The sequence below is a fragment of the bacterium genome, assembly GCA_019912885.1.
GTDB lineage: Bacteria > Lernaellota > Lernaellaia > JACKCT01 > JACKCT01 > JAIOHV01.
This window is the reverse complement of sequence record JAIOHV010000034.1, coordinates 1-17,224: the sequence shown is the minus strand read 5'-3', so window position 1 is coordinate 17,224 and position 17,224 is coordinate 1. Positions and strand designations below refer to the sequence as shown.

Sequence of the window (17,224 nt, the reverse complement as noted above, 5' to 3'; positions counted from 1 at the left end):
CCCTTGACCGATATCAAGGTTTCTCTTGCGCCCCGTCGGACGAAATCCGCGGCGATCCTCGGAAATTTCCGATCTTGTAATTTTCCTGCCACGTTTTTTTCGCCGGAACCGTATTATCGAGCGGCGCGAAGGCGCCAGGCAACGCACATTCAATCCAAGGAGGCCATCATGGGGGGCGCGGGACGCTGGGTGTGGTACGAGTTCGTGACGCACAAGCCGGAGCAGGCGGAGGAGTTCTACACGCAGCTTTTCGGCTGGACGATCAATCGCATGCCGGTGCCCGGCGGCGGGGGCGAATATCGCGGGCTGCGCATCGCAAACGACGAAAGCGCGGGAGGCGGGATTTTTCAGCCGCCGCAGCTTCCGCCGGATGTGCCTTCGCACTGGTGCGGATACCTGGCGGTCGACGACGTCGACGCCGCGGCGAAGAAGGTCGCCGAGCTAGGGGGCAAGACGCTGACCGAGCCGATGGACATCCCGGACATCGGGCGCTTCGTGGTTTGCCAGGATCCGGACGGCGCGGTGTTTTCGGCGTACAAGGCCGCCGGGCCGCAGGGCGAACACGCGCATGGGCCCAAGCCGGGCGAATTCTGTTGGAACGAACTGCAGGCGGCCGACATCGAAGGCGCCAAGAAATTCTATTCGCGGATTTGCGGGTGGACCTATGACGCCATGCAGATGTCCGAAAACATGACCTACAATGTGGCCAAGACCGACGCGGGCAACCCGATGGGCGAAGGCGGCCTGATGCAGAAAATGCCGGAAACGCCGGCCAGCTTCTGGTGCCCGTATGTGATTGTCGAAGACGCGGACGCCACCGCGGCGAACGCCAGGGAACTCGGCGGACAGGTTCTGGCCGGGCCGATGGACGTGCCGAACGTCGGGCGGCTCGGAGTCCTGATGGATCCGCTGGGGGGTGTGATCGGCTTCCTGAAGCCCGAGATGCCGTCGAACGCGTAAAGCGTGTGGGACTGCCGGAGCCGGCCCGAGCGGCCGGCTCCGGTCAGCCGCGCGCTTGACATAAGTCAGACAAAAAGTGCGATGTCCAACTTGACTTTGCCGATCGACGGGCCGATATTTCGAGCAGGATGAATCGCACCGCACGCCATCATCGCATCGCCCTTGTCGCCCTGACGGCGGCCCTTGTCGTCGCCACGAGCGCGTTCGGGCGCGTGATGTTCCTTTGCACGATGGGCGGCGGTGTCCACGCCAACGGGTGCTGCTGCGCCTCGGACGAAGCGACGGAATCGACGGGGACAAACCTCGTCGAAAAGGCTTGCTGCGATCCGTTCACCATCAGCGCCGAGTCGCCGCGCGCCGCGCTGGCGCCGGGCGCCGATGGCGCGGATTCTGAAATCGTCCGCCTCCCGGCGGTCGATGGATCCGCGACCATCGCGCGCGCGGCGGGAGCCGGCGAGGCGGATCGCGCCCCTCCCGGCGCCGATGTCCCGATCTACATTCTCGTTTCTTCCTACCTGATCTGATCGCTCCTTACGGCCTTTAGAGCCGGTGTGCGCACGTGCATCCGCGTGCCGCGCGCCGCGTATCGAAACCCGTAACGAGGAGCGAGGATCATGCACCTCCATCAATTCTTCCGAGAGGCCGCCATGTCGAAGGACGGGGCGACCGCTCCCTCACGGTCGCGGCTCCGATTGACGCCGCTCGCGTTGGCGCTTGCCGCATTATTCGTTGCAAGCGGCTGCGCCCTTGGCGCGCCGCGTGCGGAATACAACGCGTTGTCGGACGAGCTGGAACAAGCCGCGCCGGCGACGCCGCCGGATCAACATCACGAATCCGACAACCCGTTCGCCGGGCAGGCGACGCTTTCGCGCGACGCCCTTGTGCGCCGGGTGCTCGAACGCAACCCGTCCATCGAGGCCGCGCGGCAGGCCTGGCGCGAGACGCTCGCGAAATACCCGCAGATGACCGCGCTCGACGACCCGCGCGCGAGTTACCGCGTGGCGCCCATGTCGATTGGCTCGGACATGGTGGACCCGATGCAGGAGTTCATGCTCGAGCAGATGCTCCCGTTTCCCGGCAAGCGCGGCCTGATGGGCGAAATCGCGGTGGCGGAAGCGGCGATGAAGCGCGAGGACTTCGCGGCGGTGCGCCTGTCGCTTGCCAACATGGCCGCCATGCTGCACGCCGATTACTACGCCACGGAACGGGCCCTCGACATCAACAAGGAGCACCAGGAACTGGTCGCCGATCTCGCGGTCAGCGCCGAGGCGCAATACGTCGTGGGCCACGGATCGCAGCAGGACCCCCTGCAGGCCGAGGTGGAACTGGCGATGCTCGAGGAGCAGCGCGTGATGCTAACGGCGCGCCGCGACACGATCGTGGCGCGCATCAACACGCTGTTGCACACGACGCCGAACGCGCCGCTGCCGCCGGCGCCGGGCAAGCTCGCGTTGCCGGTCGACGACGCCCCGATGCCCGAGTCGCTCGAGTCCGCGTTGCCGGAGCTTGCGATGCTGAAGGCCGAGGAAAAGGCTGCCGAATCGGCCGAAAAACTCGCCAGGCGCGAGTATTTCCCGGACATCGGCGTATCGGGCGCGTACTCGACGATGCAGCCGATGGAAGAGTCGCGCTACATGGTCGGCGTGTCCGTCAACGTGCCGATCCAGCTTGGCCGGCGCGGCGGCGCGCTCGACGAAGCTCGCGCGCGCGGCCAAAAAAGCCGCCGCCTGCTCGATCATATGAAACAGGAAGCGATCGGCGAGATCGAAACCGCGCGCATCGGCTTTGAGGAAGCCCGCCGCGTCGCCGAACTTTACGAGACGAAAATCATCCCCGCCGCGCGCGACCGGCAGATCGCCGCCCGCGCCGGCTACGAAACCGGACGCAACGACTTCATGGCCACGATCGAAGCGGAGCGCTCGCTGCGCACGCTCGAACTGCGCCGTCATGAGGCGATCGCCAACGCGTGGCGCATGGCCGCCGAGCTTGAACGCGCTCTTGGCCGCGTACCCGGTGAAAACACGGAAGGAGCCCTGCCATGAAAACCAACATCGAACGCATCGGGCGCGGCCGCGGTCCCGCCGTCGTCATCGCACTTGTCGCGCTCGGCGCGCTGCTGTTTCTTTTCCGCGGACCGCTTGTCCAATGGTTTGCCGGCCCGCTGCGCGAAGACGCTCCGTCGTCCGCCAAACCCATGGCCGGCGGCCATCAGCACGGCGGCGCGACGGCGCCCGCCCAAACTGATGAGGTTGCGCCAGGACACGCGGAAAAAGACATGGCGTCGCACGAGCTGCAGGCCGTGCCCGCGCATCGATTTTCCGACGCCGCCATCAAGGAACTCGGGAATCTCTTCGCGGCTTATGAGGCCGTCCGCAAGGATCTGGCCAACGACAATTTCGCGAATATCGCCAAACACGCGAAAAATGCGCTGACCTCGGCTCGCGCCGCGGGCCAGAACGCGGACGCGGCGCCGCACGCCGTTCACCAGGCGCTCGACGACGCCGGGGAAACCGCCGCGCGGCTCGGCGAAGCCACGGACATCGACGCCGCGCGCGCGCATTTTTCCGACTTTTCGCATGCGCTCGTTCGCCTGGCGGCGATCGATACGCGTCTGCGCGAGGGACGAAATCTGTTTGAGTGCCCGATGGTCGAGGGCTACGGCTACTGGATGCAGCCCGGCGACGGCACGGAAAACCCATACATGGGAAGCAAAATGCCGACCTGCGGTGGCGAGGCGGACTGGAAGGCCGCGGCCGCGGGAAAAGACGCAGCGGTCGAGGATGCCATGGCCGACATCGAGGGCGGCGACGAGATCGCCTACTACACCTGCTCGATGCACCCCAGCGTGAGGCAACCCGATCCCGGCAAATGCCCGATCTGCAACATGGACCTGCAACCCGTGACAAAGGGCGACCTCGCCACCGGCGTCGTGACGGTTGACGAAGTGCGTCGCCAGCAGCTCGGCATCCGCACCGAGACGATCGCCCGGCGCGCGCTGACCAAAAGCATCCGCGCCGTCGGCGTCGTGGCTTATGACGAAACGCGGTTGCACGACGTGACGACGCGCATCGACGGCTGGGTCGAAAAGCTCCGCGTGGATTCGCCCGGCCAGCGCGTCGGCCGCGGCCAGACGCTGTTCGAACTTTACAGCCCGGAGATCGTGGCCGCGCAGGAAGAGCTCCTGATCGCCCGCGCGCGCGGCGGATCGCTTGAAAATGCCGCACGCCGGCGCCTGCGCCTGTTCGGTATCGCCGATGAGCGGATCGACGCGATCATCGAGCGCGGCAGCGCGACCGACACGATCGCCATCCCCTCCCCCGCGAGCGGATTCGTGGTCGAAAAAATGGTGATCGAGGGCATGAGAGTGATGCCCGGCGAGAAACTGTACCGCATCGCCGATCTATCGCGCGTGTGGATCGACGCGGACGTGTACGAGAACGACCTGCCGTTTTTGTCTCGCGGACAGAAGGCCGAGGTTTCGTTCCCGTATTTTCCCGGCGAAACGCACGCCGCGAAGATTTCCGAGATCTATCCCTATCTCGAGGGCATGGGACGCACGGCGAAGATCCGGCTTGAGATCGCCAATCCGAAGTTCGCGCTGAAGCCCGACATGTACGCGAACGTCACGTTCGAGGTGGACAGCGGCGAGCACCTGGCCGTGCCGGTTGAGGCGGTGATTTACACCGGGCCGCGGCGGCTCGTGTTCATCGATCTCGGCCAGGGGCGCCTGCGGCCGAAGGAGATCCAGATCGGCGCGCGCTACGGCGAGTGGTTCGCGGTGCGTTCGGGCCTTGCCGAGGGCGAAATCGTCGTCAGTTCCGGAAATTTCCTGATTGCCGCGGAAAGCCGGATTCGCTCCGCCGCCAAGTTCTGGAGGCCCGCCGATGCAACCGACTGATCCTGAAAAAAGCGGCCTCATCGGCCGCATCATCGAGAACTCGGCGCGAAATCCGTTCATTACCCTGCTTTTGATCGCGGCGCTCGTCGCCTGGAGCTGGTACGCGCTCATGCGCACGCCGCTTGACGCCATCCCCGACCTGTCCGACGTGCAGGTCATCGTCCTGACCGAATGGTCCGGACGCAGCCCGGACCTCGTCGAGGATCAGATCACTTACCCGATTTCGTCGGCGCTTTTGTCGGCGCCGAAGGTCACCGCCGTGCGCGGGCAGTCGTTCTTCGGGCTGTCGTTCGTGTACGCGACGTTCGAGGACGGCACGGACATGTATTGGGCGCGCACGCGCGTGCTCGAATACATGACCGGCCTTTCGGGCAAGCTGCCCGACGGCGTGACGCCGACGCTCGGCCCCGACGCGACGGGCGTCGGCTGGGTGTTCATGTACGCGCTCGTGGACGACACGGGCAAACACGATCTGCAACAGCTTCGCGCGATTCAGGACTGGAATGTGCGCTACGCGCTTGCGGCCGTTCCCGGCGTCGCGGACGTCGCCTCGATCGGCGGGTTCGTGAAGCAATACCAGATCCACCTCGATCCCGTCCGCATGCGCGCCCTGGATGTGATGCTGATGGACGTCGCCGACGCCGTGAAGGCCAGCAACGAGGACACCGGCGGGCACGTCGTCGAAGTCGCGGGGCATGAGCACATGATCCGCGGGCGCGGCTACGTGAAGGATATTTCCGACCTGGAGAGCATCCCCTTGCGCGTGGACGAGCACGGCACGCCGGTCTTGCTGTCGCAGGTCGGGGAGGTGACGCTCGGGCCGGATATGCGCCGGGGCATCGCGGAGCTCAACGGCGAAGGCGAGGTGGTCGGCGGCGTCGTGGTGATGCGCTACGGCGAAAACGCGCTCACCGTCATCGAACGCGTCAAGGAGCGCATCGATGAGATCAAGGCCGGCCTGCCCGAGGGCGTGCGCTTTGAGATCACCTACGACCGGTCCGGGCTGATCAAGGACTCGATCGCCACGCTGAAGCACACGCTCATCGAGGAAATGATCGTTGTGTCGATCGTGATCTTCCTGTTCCTGCTGCACGCGCGCAGCGCGCTCGTGCCGATCATCACGCTGCCGATCGCCGTGCTGCTCTCGTTCATTCCGATGTTCTACCAGGGGCTGACGGCGAACATCATGTCGCTTGGCGGCATCGCGGTCGCCATCGGCGCCATGGTCGATGCGTCGATCATCATCATCGAGAACATTCACAAACGCCTCGAGGAATGGGAGGCCGGCGGGCGCGCCGGCGACCGCGTCGGCGCGATGGTGGACGCCATGAAGGAGGTGGGCCCGTCCATCTTCTTCTCGCTGCTCGTCATCACCGTGTCGTTCATGCCGGTGTTCACCCTCGAGGCGACCGAAGGGCGCCTGTTCAAGCCGCTCGCGTTCACCAAGACCTATTCGATGGGCTTCGCGGCGATCCTCGCCGTCACGCTCACGCCCGCGCTGGCGGCGCTCGTCGTGCGCGGCCGCATCCGCCGCGAGGACGAAAACCCGCTGAACCGCTGGCTCGTCGCGGGTTACACGCCCGTCGTGCGTTTCGTGGTGACGCACCGGCTCGCGGTCATCGTGGCGACGGTTGTCGCGATGATCGTGACAGTGCCGGCGTTCCTGCGCCTGGGCGGCGAGTTCATGCCGCCGCTCAACGAGGGCGCCATCCTGCACATGCCGTCCTCCCCGCCGGGCATGTCGGTCACGCAGGCGTCCGCCGTCATCCAGGCGATGGACCGGCAGATCCGCGAGGTGACGGAGGTCGCATCGGTGTTCGGCAAGATGGGCCGCGCCGAAACCGCGACCGACCCGGCGCCGGTCGACATGGCGGAAACCACCATCGTGCTCAAGCCCCGTGAGGAGTGGCGCGAGGGCCTGACGTGGGACGATCTCATCGCCGAACTCGACGAGAAGATCCGCGTGCCCGGCCTGCCGAACATCTGGTGGATGCCGATCCAGACGCGCACCGAGATGCTCGCCACCGGCGTGCGCTCGCCGCTTGCGGTGCTCGTGTTTGGCGACGATTACGCGTCGATCGAGCGCGCGGGCGTGGAGGTCGAGCGCGTCCTCACGGACATGCCCGGCACGCGCACGGCGGTGGCCGAGCGATCCGCCGGCGCGTTTTACATCGATATCCACGTCAACCGGGAAAAGGCCGCGCGTTTCGGCCTGACCGTGCGTGATGTGAACGAGGTCGTCACCATGGCGATCGGCGGCATGAGCATCGCCGAGACGGTCGAGGGCCGCGAACGCTACCCCATCAACGTCCGCTACGCGCGCGAGTTCCGCGACGATCCGGAGCAGCTCGGCAACGTGCTGATCGCGACGAAAAGCGGCGCGCAGATCCCGATTTCCCAGGTCGCCGACATCAAGCACGTGAACGGCCCGCCGATGATCCGCAGCGAGGACGGCAAGCTCGTCGGCTTCGTGTTCGTCGATCCGGGCAAGGTGCCGATGGCGAACTACGTCGAAATGGGCCGGCGCGCGCTTGAGCAAAACGTCGAGTTGCCGGCGGGCGTGCGCCTGTCGTGGACGGGCCAGTTCCGCTACCTGGAGCGCGCCAAGGCAAAGCTCAAGATCGTCGTGCCGCTGACATTGCTCATCGTCTTCGTGCTGCTCTACTTCAACACGAAATCCGTCGTGGAGACGTTCATCGTGTTGCTGGCGGTGCCGTTTTCACTCATCGGAGCGGTCTGGCTGCTGTACCTGCTCGACTACAACATGAGCGTCGCGGTGTGGGTGGGCCTGATCGCCTTGGCGGGCCTGGACGCCGAAACCGGCGTCGTGATGCTGCTGTATCTCAAGCTGTCGTATCAGCGTCACCGGAAAGAGGGCGCCATGCGTTCGTTTGAAGACCTGCGCGAGGCGATCGTGGACGGCGCGGCGCGGCGCATCCGCCCCAAACTCATGACCGTACTGACGACGATGATCGGCCTCGCGCCCGTCCTGTGGTCAACCGGCACCGGCGCGGACGTAATGAAGCGCATCGCCGCGCCGATGATCGGCGGCCTGGTCACGTCGTTCTTCCTGGAGCTCACGGTGTATCCGGCGATCTTCGCTTTCTGGAAGGGACGCGAGTTCGCGCATTCCGAGGAGGTGTCGCCATGACGTTCTTCGACGCGAAAGGAGGCAGCCATGCACGATCATGATGACCACTCGAAGCACGGCGCGCATCAAGCGGCGACCGCGTCGCCCGGCACGAAATGGACCTGCCCGATGCACCCGGAGATCGTACGCGACGAGCCGGGATCGTGCCCGAAGTGCGGCATGGCGCTGGAGCCGACGACCCCGCCCGGAGCGGGACCGGCGAGGACCAAGTGGACCTGCCCGATGCATCCAGAGATCGTGCGCGACGAGCCGGGATCGTGCCCGAAGTGCGGCATGGCGCTCGAGCCGATGACGCAGACCGACGAGGGCCAGGACGAAAATCCCGAACTTGCCGGCATGAGCCGGCGGTTCTGGTTTTCGGTCGCGCTGACCGCGCCGCTTGTCGTCATCGTCATGGGCGACATGTTGCCCGGCCAACCGATCTCGCGCCTCATCTCGATGCGCGCGCGGATGATCGTCGAGCTCGCGCTCGCGACGCCGATATGCGTTTGGGCGGCGTGGCCGTTTTACGTGCGCGCCGTTCAGTCGGTGAAAAACCGCAGCCTCAACATGTTCACGCTGATCGGCCTTGGCGTGTCCGTGGCGTACGTCTACAGCGTCGTCGCCGCGCTGTTGCCAAATATCTTTCCACCGTCGTTTCGCGGCGAGGGCGGCGAGGTCGGCGTTTACTTCGAGGCCGCCGCGGTGATCGTGACGCTCATCCTGCTCGGGCAGGTGCTGGAGCTTCGCGCGCGCGGCTCGACGGGCGCGGCGATCAGAAAACTGCTCGGCCTCGCGCCGAAAACCGCGCGGCGCATCGGCGAGGACGGCGCGGAAGAAGACGTGCCGCTCGACGCCGTGCGCGAGGGCGATCGCCTGCGGATCCGGCCGGGCGAGAAGGTGCCGGTGGACGGCATTGTTCTCGAAGGCCAAAGCTCCATCGACGAATCGATGGTGTCCGGCGAGCCGATCCCTGTCGAAAAGCACGAAGGCGACCGCGTCGTCGGCGCGACGGTCAACGGCACCGGCTCGCTAGTGATGCGCGCGGAGAAGGTCGGCGCGGACACGCTGTTATCGCGCATCGTGGCGATGGTGGCCGAGGCGCAGCGCAGCCGCGCGCCGATCCAGCGCCTGGCGGATGTCGTGTCATCCTGGTTCGTGCCGTCCGTCATCGCGATCGCGATCGTGGCGTTCGCGGTCTGGTCTTTTATCGGCCCCGATCCGCGCATGGCGCACGCGCTTCTCGCGGCGATCGCCGTCGTCATCATCGCTTGCCCGTGCGCGCTCGGCCTCGCGACGCCGATGTCGATCATGGTCGCCACCGGCAAGGGCGCGTCGATGGGCATCCTGTTCCGCAACGCCGAGGCGATCGAGGTGATGCGCAAGGTGGACACGCTCGTCGTCGACAAGACCGGCACGCTCACCGAGGGCAAGCCGAAGCTGGCGACCATCTTCGCCGCGGATCGCGGCGGGGAAAACGAGCTGCTGCGCCTTGCCGCCTCGCTCGAAAAGGGCAGCGAGCACCCGCTCGCGGCGGCGATCGTGAACGGCGCGGCCGAGCGCGGGGTCAAACCGGCCGACGCGGCGGACTTCGAGAGCGTCACCAGCAAGGGCGTCAAGGGGCGTGTGGACGGGCGCGACGTGGCGCTCGGCAACCGCGCGATGCTCGAGACGCTCGGCATCGACACCAGCCCGCTCGCCGAAAAGGCGGAAGCCATGCGCGCGGAGGGCCAGACGGCGATGTTCGTCGTGGTGGACGGCCGCGCGGTGGGCCTGGTCGGCGTCGCGGATCCCATCAAGGAGAGCACGCCGCGTGCGATCCGCGAGCTGCACGACGAGGGCATCCGCATCGTGATGCTCACCGGTGACAGCGAAACGACCGCGCGGGCGGTGGCCAAAAAGCTCGGCATCGACGACGTCATCGCCCAGGTGCTGCCCGATCAAAAGGTCGAGGCCATCAAGCGCTTGCAGGACGAGGGGCGCTTTGTCGCCATGGCGGGCGACGGCATCAACGACGCGCCGGCGCTCGCCAAGGCGCAGGTCGGCATCGCGATGGGAACGGGCACCGACGTGGCGATGGAAAGCGCGCCCGTCACACTCGTGAAGGGCGACCTTCGTGGCATCGTGCGCGCGCGGCGGCTATCAAGGATGACGATGCGCAATATCAAGCAAAACCTGTTTTTCGCGTTCGCGTACAACACGGCCGGCGTGCCGATCGCCGCGGGCGTGCTGTACCCGTTTTTCGGAATCTTGCTGTCGCCGGTCATCGCGGCGGCGGCCATGAGCGCAAGCTCGGTGTCGGTCATCGCCAATGCGTTGCGCCTTCGCCGGGCCAAAATCTGAAAGGAGTGAGGAAATGAAGATGAGAACCCTGTTGATTGTCATGACGATCGCCGCGACGTCGCTTTTCGTCGGACTCGCGTGGGGCGAGAGTGGCGACGGCCACAAAGGCCACCAGCACGGAAAAATGTCCGACATGACGGACATGTGCCCCATGCACGTCGCGGACACCAAGGTCGCGCGCACGGACGTTGACGGCGGCATCGCGTTCGAATTCACGACCAGCGGCGACAACGTGGTCGAGCTACGCAAGCGCGTGAAGGTGATGGCGGCGATGCATGACGACATGGGCAAGCACCCCGAGGGCATGATGCACGGCGGCATGCACAAGGAAGGCGGCATGATGATGCCTGCCTCGACCGCGACCTCCGAGGACATCGAAGGCGGCGCGCGCATCGTCGTACGCCCGAAGGATGCCAAGGACCTGCCCGCGCTGCGCGAGCACGCCGGTAAGCACATGGCCATGATGGAAAAGGGCGAGTGCCCGATGATGTCGAACGACGAAGAAGAAGTATCGCCGGACGCCGACGAGACGGATCATTCGAAACATCAACATTGAGCGGAAGTCGGCTCATAAACGGCCGTGGCGCCGGTTTCCGTGCCGGCGCCGCGGCCGCGCGCCCTGGCACAATCCTTCGCGATGACTCCGGGGCGGAAAGGACCAAGCCATGGAATTCCTGATCTCCGTATGGCTGGCGATCGCGATGTTGGTCGCCGCGTTGGCGCGGCCCGTCATCCAGTTGGCAATTCGCGCGATGGCGGCCCGGCACGAAACGCCGATCGACATCGTGAGTCGACGCTACGCGGTCGGCGAGATCGACCGCGCGACGTATCGGCGAATGCGCGCGAATCTCGGCACCTGAAAAGGCGCCAGAAAGTGAGGTGAGGCATGGGCGAGCACGCAATGGGGTACCACTTCCAGAATCTCGCGATCTGGTTAATTGCGGCCGCGATCGGCGTGATGTTCGCGCTCTACTTTTGGCGCGGGCGAAAGGACGGCAACGCGCGAAACGGACGCGAAACACCCGAGCAGATCGTGAAAAAGCGGTACGCCGCCGGAGAAATCGACCGCGAAACATATGAACGAATGATAAGCGACCTGAACGCCTGAGCGATGCGATTTCGGCGTCCGGGGACGCCGCGGCGGGCGCCGAATCCGCATGGTCGGCGGGAATTGCCCCCGCCGCGCCCGACCTCGAAAGGAGAAAATCGTCATGAACGCCTCAACGCAAAATCCCGAGCGGAGCGTCCTGTCGTTGAATCGTGTGCTGATCGCTTTTTGCGCCTTTCTCGCCATCGCCGGTTTCATGCTGTGGGAAGAGCACCGAGCGCACATCCTCGGCATCTTGCCCTGGGTTTTGCTGCTCCTTTGCCCGGTGATCCACCTATTCCTACACCGCCACCACGGCGTTCACGGGCCCGTGCGCGAACGCGGGCGTGAAGCGCACGTGGAGAAGACGGGAGGTGCGTCATGAACCACCCGACCGACGCCCCGGCCTACGGGCTTTGGACCCTCGTCTTCATCAACTCCGCGATCTTCATCGCGTTCGCGTACAGTTTCTTCACGCCGCGTACAGGGCGCGACTGGCGCACGTTCGGCGGTTTCGCCGCGTTTGTCGTGGCGCTTTTCGCCGAGATGTACGGCTTTCCGCTGACGATCTACCTGCTGTCGGGATGGCTTGTCCGAAAATTCCCCGGCGTGGATCTTTTCAGCCATGAGGGCGGCCATATCTGGTACTCGGTCCTGGGATTTCGCGGCGACCCGCACGCGAATCCGGTCCACGTTCTCAGCAACGTCCTCATCGTCGCGGGATTCTTCCTGCTCGCGTCGGCCTGGCGTGTTCTCTACCAGGCGCAAAAAGATAATCGGCTGGCGTCAAGCGGACCCTACGCCGTAATCCGCCATCCCCAATACGCGGCGTTTGGCGTGATCATGCTGGGCTTTTTGGCGCAATGGCCGACGCTGGTCACGCTCGTCATGTTTCCGATACTCGTCGCCGTGTACGTTCGTCTAGCGCGGCGCGAGGAAACAGACGCGCGGCGGGCATTCGGGCGAGCGTGGGAGGAATACGCCGCCCGTACGCCAGGATGGATTCCGCGGCTTCGCCGGCAACATGAAATGTACGCGGGAGGCCGGCCATGAGCGCCATGCGTCTTCTGCGCCCGTTCCTCGCACATTTCGCGCGGCGCGGCCTCGCGTTGACGTTCGAGCGAGCGCAAACCGCCCGTATCCTCGATGACGCGCTCGCCGACTATGAGGCGCAACAGGCGAAGCTGCCTCGCGAGGCGTCGCTAGGCGGCAGAATGATGGTCCACCTCGCCGCGTTAACGATCGGGTTTTATCGCGCCCTCGTCATCCGGGACCTTACCGCGGAGGACGCGCGCTGGCTGACCGGGCGCGTAACGGCACTCGCCTACGAGAAGATGGCTTTTTTCCCCACGCTTCTCTCGCGGGTCGGCGCGCCAGGCGCCGACGCGCGGCTGCGGCGCGCGACGAACGTCTTTCGCAAATTCCCGTTTAGCGCGCCGTCGTACGAGATGGTGAACCTTCCCGCCGAGAACGGGATCGTGGCGTTCGACGTGCGTCGTTGCCCCGTGGCGCGATATTTTCGCGAGCACGGACTCGGCGAGCTGTGCGTCACGTCCTGGTGCAATCTCGATTATGCGCTCGCCGAGCGGTGGGACGCGCACCTTGAGCGCCACGGATCGATCGCCGCCGGAGATCTCGCATGCGATTTTCGATGGATCCCGCGCGGCGAGAACACGAAGTCCGAGCGACGGCATGCCTGAGTCGAAGCAGGATCTCGCGCGCGTACGTCGCGTTTACTCGGCCTGGGGGAGGCACCCGCGACTCTACGACGCGCAGGACGCGATCACCTTTCTCGGCCGGCACCGCACGATCCGGCAACGCGCGGCCGCGGCGACCAGCGTCGGCGCGGGGGCGCGCGTTCTCGAGGTCGGCTGCGGCAGCGGGCGCAATTTCCCGTACATCGAGGAATTGATCGGCCCGACCGGACGCCTGGTCGGCTTCGATTACACGGAAGCGATGCTCGACGCGGCTCGCGCGCTCGTCGCGCGGCGCGGTTGGGAAAACGTGGAACTCGTTCAGGGCGACGCCGCGGTACTCGACCTCGGCGATGAACCGTTTGACGGCGTCCTGTCCGCGCTGGCGATGTCCGTGATGCCCGACCTCGCCGCGGTGCTGAGACGATGCCGCGACGTGTTGCGGCCGGGAGGAACGCTCGCGGTCTGCGACGCAAGCCTGTTTTCGGGCGCGCTCCGGATATTCAATCCGCTCGTGCGCGCCGTTTACGTTCGGCTGACGGCTTGGAACCCGGACCGCGACATCCCGGCCGCCATGCGCTCGGTTTTCGGCAACGTGTCCGTCGAACGCTTCAACGCCGGAACATTTATCATCGCCACCTCAACAAAGGACGCCGACCCATGACGGCCGACACACGGACGGACACAACCCCAGCCCCGGAAATCGCGCCGGCCGCGGTTTCCGCGCCGGAGGTGACCGCGCCCGCATCGGCGAAGCGGACCGTCAGGCGGCGCATCCTGACCGGCATCACCGCGGTCGTCTCGATCGCCGCGTTCATCGCGATTCACCTCGCGGGGTCCTGGGCGCATCTGCTGCTCATTCCGCTCGGTGCGTGGTTCGTCTGGCTCGGTTTCGTGTCGATCCGCGAGTGGCGCACGTTGTCGCCGACGGAGGTGACGCGCCGGCGCTACGACCGCATCGCGCCCCTGTACGATCTCGTGGAGCTGGCGTCCGCGCTTCAAACGCGCAAGTGGCGGCGCGGGATGTGGTCGCGCGCGCGCGGGCGCGTGCTCGAGATTGGCGTCGGCACCGGGCGCAACCTGGCGCTGTATCCGAAGGACGCCGCGATCGTGGCGATCGACCTGTCGCCGCGCATGCTCGCGCGCGCGGAGAAGACGGCGAAAAAGCTCGGGCTGTCATCCGCGCGCTTCGAGGTGGCCGACGCCGAGGCGCTGCCGTACCCGGATGCGAGCTTTGACACGATTGTGACGAGTTGCGTGTTCTGCTCGGTGCCCGATCCCGTGCAGGGCTTGCGCGAGGCGCGCCGCGTGCTGAGACCCGGCGGCAAGCTCCTGATGCTCGAACACGTGCTGTCGGAAAAACCGGGACTGCGCCCGTTGATGCGATGGCTCGACCCGATTCCGTTTCACATCTGGGGCGCGCATATCGATCGGGAGACCGTCAGCAATGTCCACGCGGCGGGATTCACGGATATCGACGTGAAGAAACGGTCGCTTGATATCGTCCTCGAGATCACCGCGGCGGATTGACGGCGCCGCCGGCGCGTTCGCGGCGTCGCTGAACGCGCCCGACGACGATAAGCACGATCCCCGCGAGCGCGGCGCCCATGCAACCAAGGCCGATCGCGCGGCGAACGGCAAACGGCAACTCCTGGCCGAGATCGACGGCCGGAAATACGAGCGAGACGCCAAGCGCGGCAAGAAAAATCGCGCCGCCGATCTTGTCGAGACCCGGGCGCACGGGTTACGTATCCGTTTTGCGTTTGACGCGTTCCCTGGCGCGGAAGCGCAGCGCGGACCAGGTGTCGTCAAGCGCGATCTGGCGCACCGCGCGAAGACCGAGCGCGTCGAGCGAATCCCATCCGCGGTCGCGCGTGATATCGGCGGCGATGCCCGACGTCTTTTTCGGATAGGCGAACCAGAGGACGCCGTCCTCGCGCAGTACGCGAACGATGCCCTTGCCGCGCGATTCGATCTCCTCCTCGTTCGTCACGAAAACGAGCGCCCAGTCGAGCTCCGCGTCGGAGCTTCGGGCCTGGGGCAGCGCGTTCAATTCTTTCAGGCGAAGGTCGTCCGGCGGCGCGACGATGCGACCCCGCCATCCCTCGCGGATCTGGAGCTTGGTACGAAGGCTCGGCATGCAGTCTCCCGTGTTGCACGGGCGATTTTAGCGGATGCGAGCCGGAGAAAACAGGAAGGTCGAAACAGGAAAGAGAAAAGAGGAAAGAGGAGGGAGGAAATAGTCGTGAAGATGGCGCGCGATCGGCATAGGGGCTCCGAGGAATAGCCTCGGAGTTCCCCTGCCACACCACCGGACAAGCGGGTCCGCATCCGGCGGTTCGGCGAGTTGAGGTCACGCGGCCAGCCGGGGGACTCCCAACTGGTCGAAGTAGCGGATGGTCAGGACCATGTGGAGATACATCGCCGAGTTCTTCCACCATCGCTTGGTGTTCGCCGCGACCGTCGCCGCCACCGTCGGCGTCGCGCCTCGCGCGCGCAGCTCGCGGTACGTCGTTTTGCCGCGTCTCCAATGTTTCAGGTGGAGTGCCCGCAACCGGTGACGAATCCACTCGTCGAGTTCGCGGAAGACTCCGGGCGTGTCCGCCAGTTGGAAATACGCCTTCCATCCAACGAGGTAGCTCCGTAAGTCCCTGGCGACCCGCTCAATGCTCCGCCCCCCGCTGCGTCTCGTGATTTCCCGCACCCGGTCCTTCATCGTCGCAAGAGCCTTGCCCGCCACGCGGCGTTTCACCGTCCGACCCGGACCGATCCAGAAGGAGTAGCCCAGAATCTTCCGCTTCGTCGCCGCGTCCACCGCGCTCTTGGCATCGTTGACGCGGAGCCGAAGGTCCGCGAAGAGCCGCCGAAGCAGCCTCATGACGCGCTCCCCCGCTCGCTGCGACCGAACGTAAACATTGCAGTCGTCGGCGTAGCGGATGAAAGCGTGACCGCGTTTCTCAAGCTCCTTATCCACTTCGTCCAGCAGCGCGTTCGCGAGCAGCGGCGACAAGGGACCGCCCTGCGGCGTCCCCTCGTGCCGCTCCGTCGCCACCCCGTCCGACATCAGGCCGGCTTCGAGATAGCGGCGGATCAGCCTCAGCACACGAGCGTCCTCGATCCGTTTCGCGAGCCGTCCCATCAGCACGTCATGGTTCACGCGGTCGAAGAATTTCTCCAGGTCCACGTCCACCACGATGCGGCGGCCTTCCTGAACGTAACGCTGCGCCGCGACGATCGCGTCGTGCGCCCGGCGTTTCGGCCGGAAGCCGTAGCTGTGCTCCGAAAAGCTCGGATCGAATTGAGGTTGCAGGACCTGCAAAAGGGCCTGCTGGATGAAACGGTCGAGCACCGTCGGGATGCCGAGTTCGCGCGTCCCGCCGCCGCTCTTGGGAATCGCCTGCCGCTTCACCGGCGAGGGACGGTACGTCTCCGAGAGAATGTCTTCTCGGAGGCGCGGCCATTCATCCCGCAGGTAATCCGGCAGTTCATCCACCGTCATCCCGTCGATGCCGGGGCCGCCCTTGTTCCGGCGCACCCGCTTCAGCGCGGCCTGAAGGTTCGCGCGGCTCAACACCGCCTCCAGCAGACCGCTCGCTCCCGAGCGCTCGTTTCCGCGCGCCGCCGTCGAAGCTTCCTCGCTGCGCTCCCCGCGTCGGGCTTCACCCTTCGCCATGAACGCGAGCTCCAGTTGCCCGGACATCTGAGGCCTGGCTCCTTCGAGGCGCACGGTCGTATCGCCCTCCTCTCCGTTCGGCCCTTCGTCCCGCGCGGAACTACTACGGCCTCGGCTGACTTCTCGCTCCCCCGCTTTCGCGGAGTCGCCCTTTCAGGCGCAAGGCGAGATCTCCCCAGGTAAGAACGCTGTCCTTCCCCGCACGACCGCCGGATTTACGCCGCCTGGGCTTTGGCCATCGGAGCTTCGCGGTCAATTGCCCGCTCGCCCCGCCCGGCGTCGCCTCGAATCCGGTTTCTGTACGTCGGCCCGCGGGTTCGCTCCACGCTTCCTCCCCACGGTCGGTCGCCCTTCCGCAGTTGCGCTTCGCTTCGATCGGGATGGCCTCCTCTCGGTCGGACTTACACCTACAAGACAGCGCCCATGCTGGGCGCACAAC

The 17,224-nt window shown here is 65.8% G+C and carries 17 protein-coding genes; 14 read left to right on the top strand and 3 right to left on the bottom strand.

Annotated features, from left to right (window positions below):
* Positions 1-168: 168 nt before the first annotated feature.
* The 14 genes from K8I61_02655 to K8I61_02590 all read left to right on the top strand — a co-directional run bounded on the left by K8I61_02655 (position 169) and on the right by K8I61_02590 (position 14,642).
* Entirely contained in the window at positions 169-960 is a 792-nt protein-coding gene (locus K8I61_02655; GenBank protein ID MBZ0270911.1) for a VOC family protein, read from the top strand.
* 128 nt (positions 961-1,088) lie between these two features.
* A complete protein-coding gene (locus K8I61_02650; GenBank protein MBZ0270910.1) occupies positions 1,089-1,484 on the top strand; it encodes a hypothetical protein in 396 nt (131 codons plus the stop codon).
* A gap of 168 nt (positions 1,485-1,652) precedes the next feature.
* Entirely contained in the window at positions 1,653-3,002 is a 1,350-nt protein-coding gene (locus K8I61_02645; protein MBZ0270909.1) for a TolC family protein, read from the top strand.
* Complete coding sequence (locus K8I61_02640) at positions 2,999-4,858, top strand: efflux RND transporter periplasmic adaptor subunit (GenBank protein ID MBZ0270908.1); 1,860 nt, start codon at positions 2,999-3,001, stop codon at positions 4,856-4,858. The genes K8I61_02645 and K8I61_02640 overlap by 4 nt, the downstream gene beginning before the upstream one ends.
* Positions 4,845-8,009, top strand: coding sequence for a CusA/CzcA family heavy metal efflux RND transporter (locus K8I61_02635; protein MBZ0270907.1), 3,165 nt, complete (start codon positions 4,845-4,847; stop codon positions 8,007-8,009). Before K8I61_02640 ends, K8I61_02635 begins: the two co-directional genes overlap by 14 nt.
* A 108-nt stretch (positions 8,010-8,117) precedes the next feature.
* Positions 8,118-10,331, top strand: coding sequence for a copper-translocating P-type ATPase (locus K8I61_02630; protein MBZ0270906.1), 2,214 nt, complete (start codon positions 8,118-8,120; stop codon positions 10,329-10,331).
* Between the two features lie 13 nt (positions 10,332-10,344).
* Positions 10,345-10,887: a hypothetical protein gene (locus K8I61_02625; GenBank protein ID MBZ0270905.1), complete on the top strand. Its 543-nt coding sequence runs from the start codon at positions 10,345-10,347 to the stop codon at positions 10,885-10,887.
* 109 nt (positions 10,888-10,996) lie between these two features.
* Positions 10,997-11,191, top strand: coding sequence for a hypothetical protein (locus K8I61_02620; GenBank protein ID MBZ0270904.1), 195 nt, complete (start codon positions 10,997-10,999; stop codon positions 11,189-11,191).
* Positions 11,192-11,217: 26 nt separating this feature from the next.
* On the top strand, positions 11,218-11,439 hold the full coding sequence (locus K8I61_02615; protein MBZ0270903.1) for an SHOCT domain-containing protein: 222 nt from the start codon (positions 11,218-11,220) through the stop codon (positions 11,437-11,439).
* A 103-nt stretch (positions 11,440-11,542) separates the two neighbouring features.
* Positions 11,543-11,803, top strand: coding sequence for a DUF2933 domain-containing protein (locus K8I61_02610; protein ID MBZ0270902.1), 261 nt, complete (start codon positions 11,543-11,545; stop codon positions 11,801-11,803).
* A complete protein-coding gene (locus K8I61_02605) occupies positions 11,800-12,471 on the top strand; it encodes an isoprenylcysteine carboxylmethyltransferase family protein (protein MBZ0270901.1) in 672 nt (223 codons plus the stop codon). The genes K8I61_02610 and K8I61_02605 overlap by 4 nt, the downstream gene beginning before the upstream one ends.
* A complete protein-coding gene (locus tag K8I61_02600; GenBank protein MBZ0270900.1) occupies positions 12,468-13,118 on the top strand; it encodes an L-2-amino-thiazoline-4-carboxylic acid hydrolase in 651 nt (216 codons plus the stop codon). Before K8I61_02605 ends, K8I61_02600 begins: the two co-directional genes overlap by 4 nt.
* Positions 13,111-13,776, top strand: coding sequence for a class I SAM-dependent methyltransferase (locus tag K8I61_02595; protein MBZ0270899.1), 666 nt, complete (start codon positions 13,111-13,113; stop codon positions 13,774-13,776). Before K8I61_02600 ends, K8I61_02595 begins: the two co-directional genes overlap by 8 nt.
* On the top strand, positions 13,773-14,642 hold the full coding sequence (locus tag K8I61_02590; GenBank protein ID MBZ0270898.1) for a methyltransferase domain-containing protein: 870 nt from the start codon (positions 13,773-13,775) through the stop codon (positions 14,640-14,642). The genes K8I61_02595 and K8I61_02590 overlap by 4 nt, the downstream gene beginning before the upstream one ends.
* On the opposite strand, the gene K8I61_02585 is transcribed toward K8I61_02590, so the two are convergent.
* The 3 genes from K8I61_02585 to ltrA all read right to left on the bottom strand — a co-directional run bounded on the left by K8I61_02585 (position 14,626) and on the right by ltrA (position 16,812).
* Positions 14,626-14,853, bottom strand: coding sequence for a hypothetical protein (locus K8I61_02585; GenBank protein ID MBZ0270897.1), 228 nt, complete (start codon positions 14,851-14,853; stop codon positions 14,626-14,628). The two genes, K8I61_02590 and K8I61_02585, sit on opposite strands and share 17 nt — an antisense overlap.
* Before the next feature lie 3 nt (positions 14,854-14,856).
* Positions 14,857-15,252 carry a hypothetical protein gene (locus tag K8I61_02580; GenBank protein ID MBZ0270896.1) on the bottom strand — a complete coding sequence of 132 codons (396 nt, stop codon included), beginning with the start codon at positions 15,250-15,252 and terminating at the stop codon, positions 14,857-14,859.
* A 213-nt stretch (positions 15,253-15,465) separates the two neighbouring features.
* Entirely contained in the window at positions 15,466-16,812 is a 1,347-nt protein-coding gene (gene ltrA / locus K8I61_02575; protein MBZ0270895.1) for a group II intron reverse transcriptase/maturase, read from the bottom strand.
* Positions 16,813-17,224 lie beyond the last annotated feature (412 nt).

Excerpts from the sequence above, each read along its gene's own strand:
- K8I61_02590 (MBZ0270898.1), top strand. The coding sequence starts at position 13,773 with ATGACGGCCGACACACGGACGGACACAACCCCAGCCCCGGAAATCGCG.
- K8I61_02595 (MBZ0270899.1), top strand. The coding sequence starts at position 13,111 with ATGCCTGAGTCGAAGCAGGATCTCGCGCGCGTACGTCGCGTTTACTCG.
- K8I61_02635 (MBZ0270907.1), top strand. The coding sequence starts at position 4,845 with ATGCAACCGACTGATCCTGAAAAAAGCGGCCTCATCGGCCGCATCATC.
- ltrA (MBZ0270895.1), bottom strand. The coding sequence starts at position 16,812 with ATGTCCGGGCAACTGGAGCTCGCGTTCATGGCGAAGGGTGAAGCCCGA.
- K8I61_02620 (MBZ0270904.1), top strand. The coding sequence starts at position 10,997 with ATGGAATTCCTGATCTCCGTATGGCTGGCGATCGCGATGTTGGTCGCC.
- K8I61_02650 (MBZ0270910.1), top strand. The coding sequence starts at position 1,089 with ATGAATCGCACCGCACGCCATCATCGCATCGCCCTTGTCGCCCTGACG.
- K8I61_02655 (MBZ0270911.1), top strand. The coding sequence starts at position 169 with ATGGGGGGCGCGGGACGCTGGGTGTGGTACGAGTTCGTGACGCACAAG.
- K8I61_02640 (MBZ0270908.1), top strand. The coding sequence starts at position 2,999 with ATGAAAACCAACATCGAACGCATCGGGCGCGGCCGCGGTCCCGCCGTC.
- K8I61_02630 (MBZ0270906.1), top strand. The coding sequence starts at position 8,118 with ATGCACCCGGAGATCGTACGCGACGAGCCGGGATCGTGCCCGAAGTGC.
- K8I61_02605 (MBZ0270901.1), top strand. The coding sequence starts at position 11,800 with ATGAACCACCCGACCGACGCCCCGGCCTACGGGCTTTGGACCCTCGTC.
- K8I61_02600 (MBZ0270900.1), top strand. The coding sequence starts at position 12,468 with ATGAGCGCCATGCGTCTTCTGCGCCCGTTCCTCGCACATTTCGCGCGG.
- K8I61_02615 (MBZ0270903.1), top strand. The coding sequence starts at position 11,218 with ATGGGCGAGCACGCAATGGGGTACCACTTCCAGAATCTCGCGATCTGG.
- K8I61_02625 (MBZ0270905.1), top strand. The coding sequence starts at position 10,345 with ATGAAGATGAGAACCCTGTTGATTGTCATGACGATCGCCGCGACGTCG.
- K8I61_02610 (MBZ0270902.1), top strand. The coding sequence starts at position 11,543 with ATGAACGCCTCAACGCAAAATCCCGAGCGGAGCGTCCTGTCGTTGAAT.
- K8I61_02580 (MBZ0270896.1), bottom strand. The coding sequence starts at position 15,252 with ATGCCGAGCCTTCGTACCAAGCTCCAGATCCGCGAGGGATGGCGGGGT.